At 51.0% G+C, this 14,085-nt stretch carries 11 protein-coding genes; all 11 read left to right on the forward strand.

Features of this window, described 5'->3' with window-relative positions:
- Positions 1 to 332: 332 nt before the first annotated feature.
- The 11 genes from WBG83_RS00445 (at position 333) to WBG83_RS00495 (ending at position 14,082) form a co-directional block, all read left to right on the forward strand.
- Positions 333 to 1,742 carry a cytochrome ubiquinol oxidase subunit I gene (locus WBG83_RS00445; RefSeq protein ID WP_336741680.1) on the forward strand — a complete coding sequence of 470 codons (1,410 nt, stop codon included), beginning with the start codon at positions 333 to 335 and terminating at the stop codon, positions 1,740 to 1,742.
- Complete coding sequence (gene cydB / locus WBG83_RS00450) at positions 1,729 to 2,742, forward strand: cytochrome d ubiquinol oxidase subunit II (RefSeq protein WP_336741681.1); 1,014 nt, start codon at positions 1,729 to 1,731, stop codon at positions 2,740 to 2,742. The genes WBG83_RS00445 and cydB overlap by 14 nt, the downstream gene beginning before the upstream one ends.
- Entirely contained in the window at positions 2,742 to 4,487 is a 1,746-nt protein-coding gene (gene cydD / locus WBG83_RS00455) for a thiol reductant ABC exporter subunit CydD (protein ID WP_336741683.1), read from the forward strand. The genes cydB and cydD overlap by 1 nt, the downstream gene beginning before the upstream one ends.
- A complete protein-coding gene (gene cydC, locus WBG83_RS00460) occupies positions 4,480 to 6,366 on the forward strand; it encodes a thiol reductant ABC exporter subunit CydC (RefSeq protein ID WP_442955773.1) in 1,887 nt (628 codons plus the stop codon). The genes cydD and cydC overlap by 8 nt, the downstream gene beginning before the upstream one ends.
- Before the next feature lie 302 nt (positions 6,367 to 6,668).
- Entirely contained in the window at positions 6,669 to 7,430 is a 762-nt protein-coding gene (locus WBG83_RS00465) for a nicotianamine synthase family protein (protein ID WP_336742604.1), read from the forward strand.
- 18 nt (positions 7,431 to 7,448) lie between these two features.
- Positions 7,449 to 8,804 (forward strand): opine metallophore biosynthesis dehydrogenase, encoded by a 1,356-nt coding sequence (locus WBG83_RS00470; protein WP_336741687.1) that lies wholly within the window; start codon positions 7,449 to 7,451, stop codon positions 8,802 to 8,804.
- Between the two features lie 129 nt (positions 8,805 to 8,933).
- Positions 8,934 to 10,523 (forward strand): nickel ABC transporter substrate-binding protein, encoded by a 1,590-nt coding sequence (nikA, locus tag WBG83_RS00475; RefSeq protein ID WP_336741689.1) that lies wholly within the window; start codon positions 8,934 to 8,936, stop codon positions 10,521 to 10,523.
- A 1-nt stretch (position 10,524) separates the two neighbouring features.
- Positions 10,525 to 11,469: a nickel ABC transporter permease gene (gene nikB, locus WBG83_RS00480; protein WP_336741691.1), complete on the forward strand. Its 945-nt coding sequence runs from the start codon at positions 10,525 to 10,527 to the stop codon at positions 11,467 to 11,469.
- Entirely contained in the window at positions 11,466 to 12,326 is an 861-nt protein-coding gene (gene nikC / locus WBG83_RS00485; RefSeq protein ID WP_336741693.1) for a nickel transporter permease, read from the forward strand. Before nikB ends, nikC begins: the two co-directional genes overlap by 4 nt.
- Positions 12,327 to 12,366: 40 nt before the next feature.
- Positions 12,367 to 13,275, forward strand: coding sequence for an ABC transporter ATP-binding protein (locus tag WBG83_RS00490; RefSeq protein WP_336741695.1), 909 nt, complete (start codon positions 12,367 to 12,369; stop codon positions 13,273 to 13,275).
- 15 nt (positions 13,276 to 13,290) lie between these two features.
- Complete coding sequence (locus tag WBG83_RS00495; RefSeq protein WP_336741696.1) at positions 13,291 to 14,082, forward strand: ABC transporter ATP-binding protein; 792 nt, start codon at positions 13,291 to 13,293, stop codon at positions 14,080 to 14,082.
- Positions 14,083 to 14,085 lie beyond the last annotated feature (3 nt).

The raw sequence follows: 14,085 nt of genomic DNA on the forward strand, positions 1-14,085 counted from the left end.
TACAGAGCGGACTCTGCGTCAGACGCAGGAGTCCGCTCTGTCAATTGACTCCGGTCACATCATTGTCATGGGGGCGTCACGATTCAGTCACGATACCGACCCTTTAGGGCCATAGGATTTGCGGATTTGTTTTGTATAATAACAGCAAGGCGGCAATTCAGAGGCCAGTGCCTTTGTCGTCGTTTGACAGGAATCCGGGGGAAAAGCGGCATATAATCAGAAGGAATGTGATTTTTTTCACAAATACATGTGATTAATTTCACAATTTATTCACATTCACCGCCGCTTGGCTTTCCTGATAAGTCCAAATTGTTCAGAAGGAAGGGATCGATATGGATGTCGTAGATTTGGCGCGTCTTCAGTTTGCTTCAACAACCATTTTTCATTTTATTTTTGTTCCGATTTCCATTGGGCTGTCTCTGTTGATTGCGGTGATGGAAACAATGTATGTGGTGAAGAAAAACGAGCTGTATAAGCAGATGGCACAGTTTTGGGGCCAGTTCCTGCTTATTAACTTCGCCGTAGGTGTTGTTACCGGGATTTTGCAGGAATTTCAATTCGGCATGAACTGGTCCAGCTTCTCCCGGTTTGTCGGTGATGTGTTCGGCACGCCGCTGGCCATAGAGGCGCTGCTCGCTTTTTTTCTAGAATCGACGTTTATCGGTCTCTGGGTGTTCGGATGGGATCGCTTGTCCAAGGGAGTGCATCTGGCTTGCATGTGGCTGGTCTCAATCGGGACGATGTTATCCGCGCTCTGGATTCTGGCTGCCAATTCGTTTATGCAGCGTCCTGTCGGCTATGCGATTCACAACGGCCGTGCTGAGATGACTGATGTGCTGGCACTGCTTACGAATGGCCAGCTGCTGTGGGAATTCCCGCACACCATCTTTGCCGCCTTTGCTACGGGGGCGTTCCTGGTTGCCGGGATCAGCGCATGGAAGCTGCTGAAGAAGCAGGCAGTCCCTTTTTTTGTTCCATCGTTCAAAATAGCGATCATTGTGGCCCTGATCTCCTCCGCAGGCATCGCCCAGTTTGGGCACGGTCAAGCGCAGTATTTAGTCGAGACCCAGCCAATGAAGATGGCGGCCAGTGAGGGGCTGTGGGAACGAAGTGAGGATCCTGCGCCATGGACGATCTACGCCTCTATACATCCGGACGAGCAAGTGAACGGCTTCGAGATCAAGGTTCCGTATTTGCTCAGCTTCCTGTCGTACAGCCAATTCTCCGGATCGGTGCCGGGGATGAAGGAGCTGCAGGCCGAATATGAGCAAACCTATGGCGAAGGCAGCTACATTCCGCCGGTGCGGACAACCTTTTGGAGCTTCCGTATCATGGTCGCCAGCGGAAGTGTCATGATTCTGCTCAGCCTCTACGGTGTATATCTCGCACTTCGAAAAAAGCTGGAAGCGGCAAATAAGCTGTATATGCGGCTCATGCTGGCAGCAATCTCCTTGCCCTTCATCGGCAGTACGTCCGGCTGGATTATGACGGAGGTCGGACGACAGCCATGGACCGTGTTCGGACTGCTGCGTATTGAAGATTCGGTTTCTCCAAGTGTATCCGCAGGGCAGGTGTTGTTTTCCTTGATCTCGTTTAGTGCGGTGTATTTCATTTTGCTTTGTGTCATGATTTATTTGTTCGTTCGTACAGCCCGAAAAGATCCTTTGGCCTCAGCACACCATGAGGAGCGGCTGCAGGATCCGTTTGATCAACAGGGAGGTGGACAAAATGTCCTTAAATGAGCTTTGGTTTGTGCTAATCGCAGTGCTCTTTAGCGGATTTTTTTTCCTGGAGGGGTTCGATTTTGGCGTTGGTATGGCCACACGTATTTTGCCAAGCGGCGATATACAAAAGCGGGTGCTAATCAATACGATCGGACCGTTCTGGGATGCCAACGAGGTATGGCTTATTACAGCTGCCGGAGCGATTTTTGCGGCGTTCCCGCATTGGTATGCAACCCTGTTCAGCGGGTACTATGTGCTGCTTACCTTCATTCTGCTGGCTCTGATCGGTCGCGGGGTTGCCTTTGAGTTTCGGGGCAAGGCTGACGGACCGCTGTGGAAAAAAACGTGGGATGCCGCTATTCTTATCGGCAGCTTTGTTCCTCCGCTGTTGTTCGGCATGCTTTTTGCCGGTCTGGTGAAAGGAATGCCGATTGAACAAACGATGGAAATGAAGGCAGGCTTCGCCGATATCGTGAACGGGTATACCGTGCTCGGCGGAATAGCTGTTGTGGGACTTTGCCTTCTGCACGGGCTAACCTTTATTTCCTTGCGTACCCTCGGCGAGCTCCGGGAGAAGGCCCGTATGACTGCAGCCAAAATCTTGCCTGTTCAAGCTTTGCTGATGGCTGCCTTGGCGGTATGGACAACCTTGGGGACAGATTTGTTCCAGCGCGGCGGCATTTTAATTATCGGTCTTTCGGCAGGAGGCGGGCTTTCTCTTCTGCTGGCGGGTTATTTCCTGAAGCAGGGCAAGGAAGGCTGGGCCTTCGGCATGACCGGGCTGCTCATTGTGCTAACCTTTGTTTCGCTGTTTGTCGGCATGTTTCCGCGGCTCATGATTAGCTCTATCGATCGTGCTTTTGACTTGACGATTCATAATGCAGCCTCAAGCGGCTACACGTTGAAGACGATGACTATTGTTGCAGCAGTGCTTTTGCCATTTGTACTCGCATACCAGGCGTGGAGCTACTTTGTCTTTCACAAGCGAGTCAGTGAAAAGGACCACCTGGAGTATTGATGGAACGGGAATGGCTTGGATTTAAGGGAATCCGTACGGTTATACTGCTGCTAACCGTACTTTCCCTCCTGCAGGGCGCAGCGATTGTCGGTCAGGCTCTGCTGCTTGCACATGCGGTTTCTTTATGGTTCGAAGGCCTTCCTGGTGAAGAAGCAGTCCGATCGGCTCTGCTGTTTTTCACCGCCTTTGCGGCCCGGCACACGATCGTCTGGCTGCAGCGGCACATTGCCGGCCAATTTGCTGAACAAACCGGTGAGTCTGTCCGCAAACAGCTCCTTCATCGTTTGCTTGAACGGGGACCGTCCTTTGCAGGCAAAGAAGGAAGCGGGCGCCTTGTCACACTGGCGCTGGATGGCATGGATCGCTTTCGCGCCAGTCTGGAATTAACGATACCCCGCATGCTTGACATGGCCATGGTAACAACAGCCATTCTCGTTTCTGTTTACTGGCTGGATATGGTGTCGGGCTTCATATTGACCGCGGCGCTTCCAATTTTAATCGGTTTCTTTATTTTGCTCGGTTTGGCCGCTCGCGCGAAGGCGAATAAGCAGTGGCAATCGTATCGCAGACTTGCTCATCATTTTACGGATTCTCTGCGCGGTCTGGTGACATTGAAATTCCTGGATCAGAGCAGGGCACACGCGAAGACAGTGGAACGAGTCAGTGATGAATACCGGCAAGCGACCATGCGGACGCTGCGGGTCGCCTTCCTGTCATCTCTGGCTCTGGACTTTTTCACCATGCTTTCCGTGGCTTCAGTAGCCGTCGGGTTGGGCGTGCGGCTGATCGAAGGAGATATTGGCTTTGAAGCAGCACTTGCCGTGCTTCTGCTTGCGCCAGAATATTTCCTCCCCGTGCGCCAGCTCGGTGCGGATTACCACGCCAGTCTGGACGGCAAGGAAGCATGGCGCAGCATACGGGCCATTATAGAAGGGGAAGACGGGAGGGAGAAGCCCGGCTCAGTCTCGCCCGCCACGGGAGAGAAGAAAACTTCGGCAGAGTATGCGGCACTGGCTTTAACCGGCATTTGTGTTGTTGGAGCAGATGGGACGAGAAGACTGGATGAGCTATCGGTGAAGCTGGACCCGGGAATCCGGAGAATCGGGATCGTTGGCGCAAGCGGTGCGGGAAAATCGACTTTATTGGGCGTGCTGGGAGGATTCATCGAGCCCACTGCCGGGAATATTTCAATCGGCAATCAGCCCATTACCGGCTTGCTGAAGCCGGAGTGGCAGCGGCAAATCGCTTACATTCCACAGCATCCGTACCTGTTCAGCCAATCGCTTGCAGACAATATTCGTCTCTATACGCCGGAAGCAGGACAAGAGCAGGTGGAACGGGCCATAGAGGCGGCCGGTCTTCGGGAACTGACGGATAGTCTGCCTAATGGAAGCAACGAGCGTATCGGCGAAGGAGGGAGGGCGCTGAGCGGCGGACAGGCACAGCGGGTTGCGCTGGCTCGGGCGCTGCTCGCAGACAGGCCGATAGTCCTGCTGGACGAACCGACAGCGCATCTGGATATTGAAACGGAATGGGAGCTCAAGCAGACGCTGCTGGCGTCTCTTGGCAGTAAGCGGCTTTTTCTCGCTACACACCGTCTTCACTGGATGCAGCAAATGGACTTTATTCTAGTGCTGCATCAAGGCAGGCTTGTAGAGACGGGAAGCCATGATCAGCTGATTCGTCAACATGGGGTATATTATCGCCTGATAATGGCACATGAAGGAGGGGAGAACGGTGCATAAAGCGCAGGGGAAGCAGGAAGGGTGGCTGATGACTTATGTCTGGCAGTTCAAATGGCGGTTTGCCTGTGCGGCCTTTCTTGGAGCTGCGGCCATTGCTTGTGCAGGCGGTTTGCTGTTTACATCAGGTTATTTACTATCACGAGCGGCGCTTAAGCCGGAGAATGTACTGATGGTCTATGTACCGATTGTATTGGTACGAACGCTTGGCTTCAGCAAGGCGGTCTTGCATTATGTAGAGCGTTTAATCAGCCACGACACAGCACTGCGCATTCTGGCGCGAATGCGCAGTCGCTTGTACCGCGTGATTGAGCCCCAGGCGGTGAGAGTACAAGCGCGCTTTCGTACAGGTGATTTGCTCAGTATGCTGGCCGAGGATATTGAACAGCTGCAATATGTGTATCTTCGGCTGGTGCTTCCGGCCATATCGGCCGTAATCCTCTATGGAACAGGCGTTGCCATGCTTGGCCGCATGGATGGGATGTTCGCTATACTGATGTCACTCTATTGCGGCTTCTGGCTGTTCGTTGTACCGGCTGCCGCCTTATGGATTTCATTGGCCAAATGGCGACAGGCCAAACGGCAGCGCAGCGCAGCCTACCAGGAGCTGACCGATGCCGTATTCGGCATGAGCGATTGGCTGCTGAGCGGACGATCCCGGCAAATGCTGGAATCGTTCCACAAGCAGTGGAGCGCGGCGGCGCGACTAGAAAGTCTGCTGCGGCGCAGAGAGCGGCTTATACACTGGATTTCGAATTGCGCCGCCGGCGGAGCTATCGTATTCATGGTCCTGTGGGCAGGCGAACTTGCCGCAAAGCAAGAGCTGGCTGCGTCTTGGATTGCTGCGCTTGCTTTTGTCGCGTTCCCGCTTCTGGAAGCCTTCGTACGCGCAGGTGATGCAGCCAGCCGTTTGCCGCACTATCTGGAATCCGTCCACCGGCTTGCCGGAACTGCTGCGAGTGCAGAGTGCAAGGACGACGCTATCCTGTATTCGGGGGAGAATGCACAGACACACAGCGGTCTGGAGACCTCCAGCAAACAACATACTAACAAAGAAGAAGCAAGCCGTACCGACAGGAGTATATCACCCGTACACCGGACTATCTTCATCGGACCGGATAAAGGAGCGCTGCTGAATAATAATGCGCCAGGTGCGGGAATTTGTCTGCAGGGGGTGAGCTATCGGCATCCTTCCAGAGCGGAATGGAGTCTCCGGGATATATCGCTAACGGTGCCGCAAGGCGGGACGCTTGCTATCCTTGGCAGGAGCGGCGCAGGGAAATCAACCCTGCTGAATGTGATGCAAGGTATTCTGGAGCCTGAAGAAGGGACCGTGAGAGTCAAGCCCACTAACCCGATTTGCAGCGATCATGGGGGGCTATTCGCCCGGCTGAACCAGCAGCCGTATTTGTTTGACACGACGGTAGCAAACAATATCCGGCTCGGGCGCAGCGATGCCACTGATGAAGAAATCCGCCTGGTGACCGAGCAGGTGGGATTGCATCAGCTGATTGCAGCCCTCCCGAATGGCTATGAAACCCGGATGGAAGAGACGGGACAGCGCTTCTCGGGCGGAGAACGGCAGCGGATTGCGTTAGCTCGAATTCTGCTGCAGAACCGTCCGATTGTGCTGCTGGACGAACCGACAATCGGGCTGGATCCTGTAACGGAATCGGAGCTGCTAGCAACCATTTTCCGTGCTCTGTCCGGAAGAACATTGATTTGGGTCACTCATCATCTGACGGGTGTGGAACGGATGGATCAGATTGTGTTCATGGAACGCGGCGTTATCTCGATGCAGGGCACGCATGAGCAGCTTCTGCGGGGGTATGACAGATACCGCAGGCTGTATGAATTGGATTGTCCTTTTAAAACCGCTTAACGCGGTTTTTTTATTGCGATTCTCCACGTAAGCCGACTAGTGCTTGCTCTTGACAACAGCTGCCATGTTACACGATAAGAAAAAAATAACACTTAAGAGCCATATTAGACTTAAAACCATTTCATGTATGATAAAACGTGGATGGAGTTAAATAATGTAATAAATCCCATAAAAACCTTGTTCGAATTAATACAATTCCAACAAGCATGACGACACATTTTATATTTGAGCATCATAACTCATCGGATGGAACAAGAAACGGAGGGAGCTTGTTGAAGCGAAAATACGCTTTTTTGCTTTCCTTGAAGTCACTTGATTACGAAATTAATCAATTAACCGCTTTTTCCAAAACGTACTCCGATTGCTTTGATCTGCTGCAAATGAAACTGGATAAGCTCTGCCAATTTATGACCTGCAAAGAAAACGAAATGCAATGGAGTTTATGGGGAAGTCATGATGAAATCAAGCGGTTTAGCGAGCAACTGAGGGAAACATCGAATCAAGCTTTGTGCAGTATGGAGAAGTATCAGTCTATTCGTGCCCTGGAGCAGAAAACGAATATGAGCCAATACATAGCCAATCTGGCCCATTCCGTAAAGGAAGAGCTTCAGCATTATGGCATTTGCAGCACATCCAAGGTGTTGTTTGTCGGTTCGGGAGCTTTTCCGCTGTCGGCTCTCACGATAGCGAGGGAAACAAATGCGGATGTGTTATGCCTGGACATTGATTCCGAAGCGATAACACTTGGAAAAAAAGTTGCAGAAGCTACCGGCTTGCAAGAGAGAGTTCAATTTTCACAAAACCGGTTAACCGAGCTGTCTTTTATGAAAGAAGCAACTCATGTCATGATTGCCTCCCTTGTTGAAAACAAGCATGAGGTTCTTGAAGAGCTGAAGCACAGTATCAAGGCGGATACGAGAGTCATGGTAAGATACGGAAATGGGCTAAAGTCCATTTTTAATTATCCATTGGAACAAGACTTGTCACACGAGTGGGAGATAACCACTATCATTCAAAGCAATAACATATATGATACCCTCGTTCTCCAGCGGAAAAAAAACTAGAAGGAAGGTAATGAGTCCATGCGCTCACTTAGGGCAGCTTCACCATTCGGCAATACGCTGCTTATCGGTGCGGGTCCGGCAGGAATTCATGTCGCCGTCGATATGTCTAGGGGCTGGAGCAATCAATTGGGATTGCTGAACCGCCAAGGCTCCCATTCCACTGCAATCCGGAAGCAGCTTGAACAAAACGCATACACGGTTTCTACTGTGGTGCAGGTTGAAAGCAGACGGCATCTTTCAGGAGAAGCCATGATTGACCGTTTTTATGAAGGATATGATCAGATCGAGGACAAGTGGCAAACGCTGATTTTGTGTACGCCAAGCGATAGCTACATAAGCGTCATTCATGACTTAAATTTGAACGCCTTGCATGAAGTAAGAACGATTTTCTTACTTTCCCCCGGCATTGCTTCGAACTTGCTTGTTCAAAGCTTGCTCGGAACGTTGAGGGACCGAATCGAAATCATCAGCTTCTCCACTTATTATGCTGCAACCAAATTCTCCCCCGGACACGCCTCAGTTATAAAATCGTTCGTTAAAGGAATGAAAAGAAAAATTGCTGTCGGTTCCAATAAACCGGAGAGCCGCGCTTTATCCTACGTGCAGCAGTTCTTGCAAAGCCTTGGAATCAAGTGCGAGGCTGTCTCTTGCCCAATCGAGGCGGAATTCCGGAATATTACCACTTACGTCCACCCTCCGTTCTTCATCAATTCCTTTTCATTGAATGAAATTTTCAAGCGCGAGGCTTCGCGCAAGTTCATGTATAAGCTTTATCCGGAAGGACCGATTACCCCGCACACGATTCGAGCAATGCGCTTGTTGTGGAGGGAGATTAGCGCAGTAGCTCTTTTTTTTAATGCAATGCCGCTCAATTTATTGAAATTTTTGAATGATGACAATTATCCTGTACACGAAATCACGCTCTCAAGAGACGAGATTGAACATTTCGTGGAGATGGAGGAAAGCAAGCAAGAATATCTTCTGTACGTTCGTTACGCGTCCATTCTGATCGATCCGTTCTCCATGCCGGATGAAAATGGGAAATATTTCGATTTTTCAGCAGTCCCATACAAGCAGGTCACAAAAAATATAGAAGGAAAGTGGAGGATTCCAAGAATTCCGTATGAAGATTACAAGAAATTGAAATTGCTCTGTGGCCTGGCGAAAAAGGCCGATTTAGCAATGCCGCAAGCCGTAAGCCTGACTGAAATGTTCGAGGACCGGCTGCGCGCATTTATCCGGGAAGTAGGATCAGATTTCATTCAGCCGGAGGCTTTGAAGGATACCACAGCAGATGAAGTAAGCCTTATTTTTACCGAATGGAGGAAAATGCAGCAAGCCAATTCACACAATCTTCAAGGTAATGGCTCTTAGGGGCCATAGGAAAGTCATTCTCAGAAAGGTACACTTGGTCTTGGTAGAGATGGATTTCCACGGCAAAGGCTAATAATGCTTTGGAAAGCATACAACATCCAACAAAATGGGGAAAGGGGTCTATCATTGATGAGGTTTATTCAACACCATCGCCGCATGGCTGTGATGCTTCTTACGCTGCTTCTGGTTATCCTGGCATCAGGCTGCAGCACCAATGAAGCCAATACGAGTCCGGATGGAGCGGGTCAGCCAGCCCAAGCTTCTAAGGAGGAGCTAAAGAAGGTCACGATTATTCACAGTTTGCCTGACGATACGCTGGATCCACATAATAAATGGATCGCGTTGAGAGCGGGAGTCACCGAAACACTGCTTCGTCTGGATGAGAATATGCAGATTGTTCCTTGGCTTGCAGCCAAATGGGAAGCGAAGGATGATCTAACGTGGGTCTTCACAATTCGTGACGGTATTGTCTTTCAAGACGGAACAAAGCTGGATGCAGCGGCGGCCAAGGCATCCTTTGAACGGGGAATTGCTGATAGCAAAGCACTCGCGGCTTCATTAAAAATTGCATCTATAGAAGCTAAGGGACAGGAACTGACCTTTAAAACAAAGGAACCCTTTCCGGCCTTCCCAACAGAGCTGGTCCACCCGACATCAAGCATTATTAGTGTTGCAGCTGAGAAGGCCAAGGGCAAAGAAGCATTTAACAAGTCACCTGTCGGAACAGGACCGTTTCAAGTTACCGGCTTCGTGCCAGGGAAAGAAATTTCGCTGGTAAGAAATGAGGCGTACTGGAATGGTAAAGCCAAGTTAAACGAAGTGAAATATCAATTTAATTCGGATGCCAATGTCAGAACACTGGCTTTTCAATCCAAGCAAGCCGATATTGTATACCACGTATCTCCGGAATCACTGGCAGCCATTGCAAAGGATGAGCAATTATCCGTAAATTCGGTGACCAGTTTGAGAACCCACTATTTTACATATAATCCCCAAAGTAAGAACGTTGCCGACATCCAGGTGAGAAGAGCCATCGATATGCTGATAGACCGGGATGCTATCGTAAAGGATATAATGCTGGGGCATGCGATGCCAGCCAATGGTCCCTTTAACAAAACACTTGCCTTCGGGAACAAAGGCGATTATCAGAAGCTTGATCAGGCCGGAGCGATCAAGCTGCTCGAAAGCGCAGGGTACACGAAGGGAAAGGACGGCAAGCTGGAGAAGGACGGCAAGCCATTAACGCTAAAGCTGATTGCATTCACAGGTATTAATCCAGAGCTTCCGCTCATTCCTTTGCTGGTTCAGTCTGAAGCAGCTAAAGCGGGAATTACTATCGAGATTGTTTCCGTTGAGCTGCCTGAGGTCTACATTGCAGAACACTCCGACTGGGATATGTCTACCTCGAGCTATTTAACCTCACCTCGGGGCGATGGCGGCTCTTTCCTCAATTCAGCCTACGTTCCTGGAGGAACATACAACCCGGCGAAGATTCAAATTGAAAAGCTGAACGGGATTCTAAGCGAGCTGAACGTCACGGGAGAGGTGCAAAAGCGAAACAAGCTCACACAGGAGGCAGTGGAGGCCATTAATGAGGCCAAGCCGCATTCGTACATCATTCATCCGAATATTCTCGTTGGCGTGAACAAACGGGTCGGCAACTGGAAGCCAACCGCAGAAGAATTTTATATCGTAACGAATACATTGGATGTGAAGTAAGATGCTTGGGCATATCGGATCACGCTTGATCCAGCTTATCTCCGTTCTTCTGATATTGAGCATCGTCACATTCCTCCTGATGAAGCTGGCGCCGGGCGATCCGGTGCTGGCTGTTTTAAAAGCGAGCGAGGGAGCTGTGTCGCAAGAAGCGCATCAAGCGGTTCGGGAAGAGCTTGGCCTGAATATGCCGGTCTACATGCAATACGCAAGCTGGTTTCTGGGCGTGGTGCGACTTGATTTGGGCAAATCCTTCACGACCAATCGGGAGGTTCGGGACATCTTGCTCGAGCGTTTACCAGCCAGCGCTGCTTTAACAGCGGGAGCTCTCGTTGTGCTCCTCCTGCTTTCTGTCCCTTTCGGATTGCTTGCGGTCAAGTATCAGGGGCGCCTCCTGGATCATGTAGGCCGTTTATTGGCGCTGCTTGGCGCCTCTATACCGAGCTTTTGGCTTGGCCTTCTGCTCATCTATGTATTCTCGTTTCATTTGAACTGGCTTCCGACGATGGGAGGCGGTGACTTTCGTCATCTAATCCTGCCTTCGGTGACTCTTGGATTTGTAATGGCTCCCGAGTACATCCGCTTACTTCGGGCAGGCTTGCTTGACACATTGTCTCAGGATTATATTTTAGCCGCGCGCGCGCGTGGCGTCTCCGAGTGGAGCATACTGCTAAGGCACAGTTTGCGTGCTGCTCTGCTGCCTATCGTTTCAATGCTTGGCATGAGTATCGGCAGCTTGATGGCAGGCTCTGTCGTTACCGAAACGTTATTTGGCTGGCCGGGCCTCGGCAGCATGGCTATGGAAGCCATTAGCCAACGCAATTACCCAGTCATTCAAGGCTATGTATTGTTTACCGGCGCGTGTATTGTCATCGCGAACCTGCTGTCGGACATTAGCTTAAGCTTGCTGGACCCCAGAATCCGTCTAGGAAAGGGGAGCCGCGCTTGAACCGTACCGATTTCAAGGGACTCCGTGGCCATCATCAACGGGGGGAGCTGAGGAGGAAACCCATCATTTGTTTTGGCTTGGGCCTCGCAGCGGTCATTATTTCAGCAGCTCTGCTCAGTCCGTGGCTTGTTCCTAACGACCCGCTGCTCATTAATATGCAGGATAGGCTTCTATCCCCGAGTATGCAGTATCCACTCGGGACAGATCATCTCGGCCGCTGCATTCTCTCCAGATTGCTGATGGGCTCTCAGGCTACGATCGGCATTTCATGTTTAATCCTTCTAGCAGTCACTGTCATCGGGATTCCAGTTGGACTTTTCTCCGGTTACTTCGGTGGCAGGACAGACGCCTTTCTAATGCGGCTTGTAGATGGAGCGGGAGCTGTGCCGGAATTTTTGCTCGCTATAGCCGTAGCCGGATTCCTGGGGCCTGGCCTGTTGAATGTCATGCTGGCTATTTCCTGTGTAAAATGGATAGGTTATGCCCGAATGGTGCGCAGTATCGTTCTACTGGAGAGAGAAAAGGAATATGTGATGGCTTCAATCGTCGCCGGAAGCGGGCTGTGGGCACTGATAAAACGTCATTTCTCCAGACAACTTGCTGCTCCTCTCGCTGTTATGGCTGCAGTGGATGTAGGGCGGACGATCCTGCTGATTTCTGCGCTGTCGTACCTGGGATTAGGCACTCAGCCGCCCATACCGGAATGGGGAGCCATGCTTAGTGACGGTCGCGCTTATTTTCAAGCAGCTCCGCAGCTTATGATTTACCCCGGTATTTGTATACTGGCCGTTGTATTAGCCAGCAATCTGTTAAGTGATGGGCTGAGAGATCGTCTCGATGTAAAGAACCGTTCCTAACGACTTGGGTGATCCTGCAAATAGGAATAGGAGGCGCCAAATGGCAATCGAACCGGAAAAAGAAGGGATTCTTCGCCAGTCTGGCCCTGTAGCTCCAGCTCGTGAAGCAAAACAGGTGATCCTGCAGGTGAAGGAGTTGACTGTCAGTACACCGATACAGCATCAGACCCGGACACTTGTCAGCGATATCTCGTTCACGATTCACAAGGGGGAGACACTTGCGCTGGTCGGTGAGAGCGGCAGCGGAAAAAGCGTCACAGCCTGCGCTATTGCCGGCTTACTGTCAAAATCTCTTCAGATTCAAGCTGGCGTAATTTATTTAGAGGGTGAAAATATGCAGACCTGGCCGGTGAAGAAGTGGAAACAAATACGGGGAAAGCGCATCGGCTGGGTATTTCAAAACTATCAGGGAAGCTTCACGCCGTTTATTAGAATCGGGAATCAATTGATTGAGATGCTGCGTACGCACAACAAAGGCTTGTCGCGCCGCGCAGCTAAGGAAATCGTACTGGCCTGGCTTGAACGCACCGCTCTGCCCCCTAAGCAAGTCTATGAAAGCTATCCCTTCCAGCTTAGCGGCGGGCAACGGCAGCGAATTGCACTAGCGGCAGCGCTTATGCTCGAGCCCTCCTTATTGATCGCAGATGAACCGACCACGGCATTGGATGTTTTGACAGGCGAGAAGGTTCTGGATTTAATGGATGAGCTTCAAGCTCAGACCGGCTGTGCGATTTTGCTGATTTCTCATCATTTACGCCAGGTCTTGAAACGCGCCGATCAAATTGCAGTGATGAAGGAGGGGCAGCTGATGGAAATAGGGACCACGGCTCAGATTCGAGAACAGCCGATTCACGCGTATACCAGAAGCTTGCTCCATGCATGCCCGCGCTTAACTCTGCCGGATCAGGCCTTTGGGCAAAAGAAGAGCCTTATTCTATCCGCAAGGTAGGGAGGGGGGAGAGGGGTGTCAGTATTACTGACCGCGGAACGACTTGTCAAAAGCTATCGGACACTGAAACAGACCGTTTCAGCAGTGAGCAATGTTTCCTTTCAAATCGGGGCAGGCGAGTGTTTGGGATTGGTCGGCGAGAGCGGCAGCGGGAAAAGTACGGTCGCCAGGCTGCTACTGGGTCTTGAGCAGCCGGATGGCGGGGATATCCGCTTGAACGGGATTTCGATGATCGGCATGAAGGGTCCGTCTCTTCGGTTCATTCGCCAGCATATTCAGGTCGTTTTTCAGGACCCTGCCGCCTCGCTAAACGATCGTTTGCCGGTATGGCGCTCCGTTATGGAGCCGCTCGATAATTTCCCGGATGTTGTCCCGCCATTTCTAATGGAAGTCCGCCATTCCCGACGGGAAACGGCCGCACGTTTAATGGAAATGGTTGGATTGCGCCGCGAGTATATGGATTTTTATCCGCACCAGCTTAGCGGTGGGCAGAAGCAGCGTGTCTCCATAGCCCGAGGCATTAGTCTACGTCCGAAGCTGCTCATCTGCGACGAACCGACCTCCAGTCTGGACGTTATGATGCAGGCGCAAATCTTGCAGCTGCTGAAGCAGCTTCAGCAAGAGCTAGGCATGTCCTATTTATTTATTTCTCATGATATTGCGGCTGTACAGCAAATGAGCAACCGCATTCTAGTTATGAGGGGAGGCCAAATTCTGGATCATTTTTTCAGTGATCATCTTTGGAGCCAAGAACGGCACGAATATACAAGACTGCTACTAGCTGCGACTCATGAAGCATCTTATTAGAGC

It is taken from the genome of Paenibacillus sp. y28, from assembly GCF_037137075.1.
GTDB lineage: Bacteria > Bacillota > Bacilli > Paenibacillales > NBRC-103111 > JBBBNV01.

Bases quoted from the DNA above. Each gene is read 5' to 3' on its own strand.
- WBG83_RS00445 (WP_336741680.1), top strand. From the start codon at position 333: ATGGATGTCGTAGATTTGGCGCGTCTTCAGTTTGCTTCAACAACCATT.
- cydB (WP_336741681.1), top strand. From the start codon at position 1,729: ATGTCCTTAAATGAGCTTTGGTTTGTGCTAATCGCAGTGCTCTTTAGC.
- cydD (WP_336741683.1), top strand. From the start codon at position 2,742: ATGGAACGGGAATGGCTTGGATTTAAGGGAATCCGTACGGTTATACTG.
- WBG83_RS00470 (WP_336741687.1), top strand. From the start codon at position 7,449: ATGCGCTCACTTAGGGCAGCTTCACCATTCGGCAATACGCTGCTTATC.
- nikA (WP_336741689.1), top strand. From the start codon at position 8,934: ATGAGGTTTATTCAACACCATCGCCGCATGGCTGTGATGCTTCTTACG.
- nikB (WP_336741691.1), top strand. From the start codon at position 10,525: ATGCTTGGGCATATCGGATCACGCTTGATCCAGCTTATCTCCGTTCTT.
- WBG83_RS00490 (WP_336741695.1), top strand. From the start codon at position 12,367: ATGGCAATCGAACCGGAAAAAGAAGGGATTCTTCGCCAGTCTGGCCCT.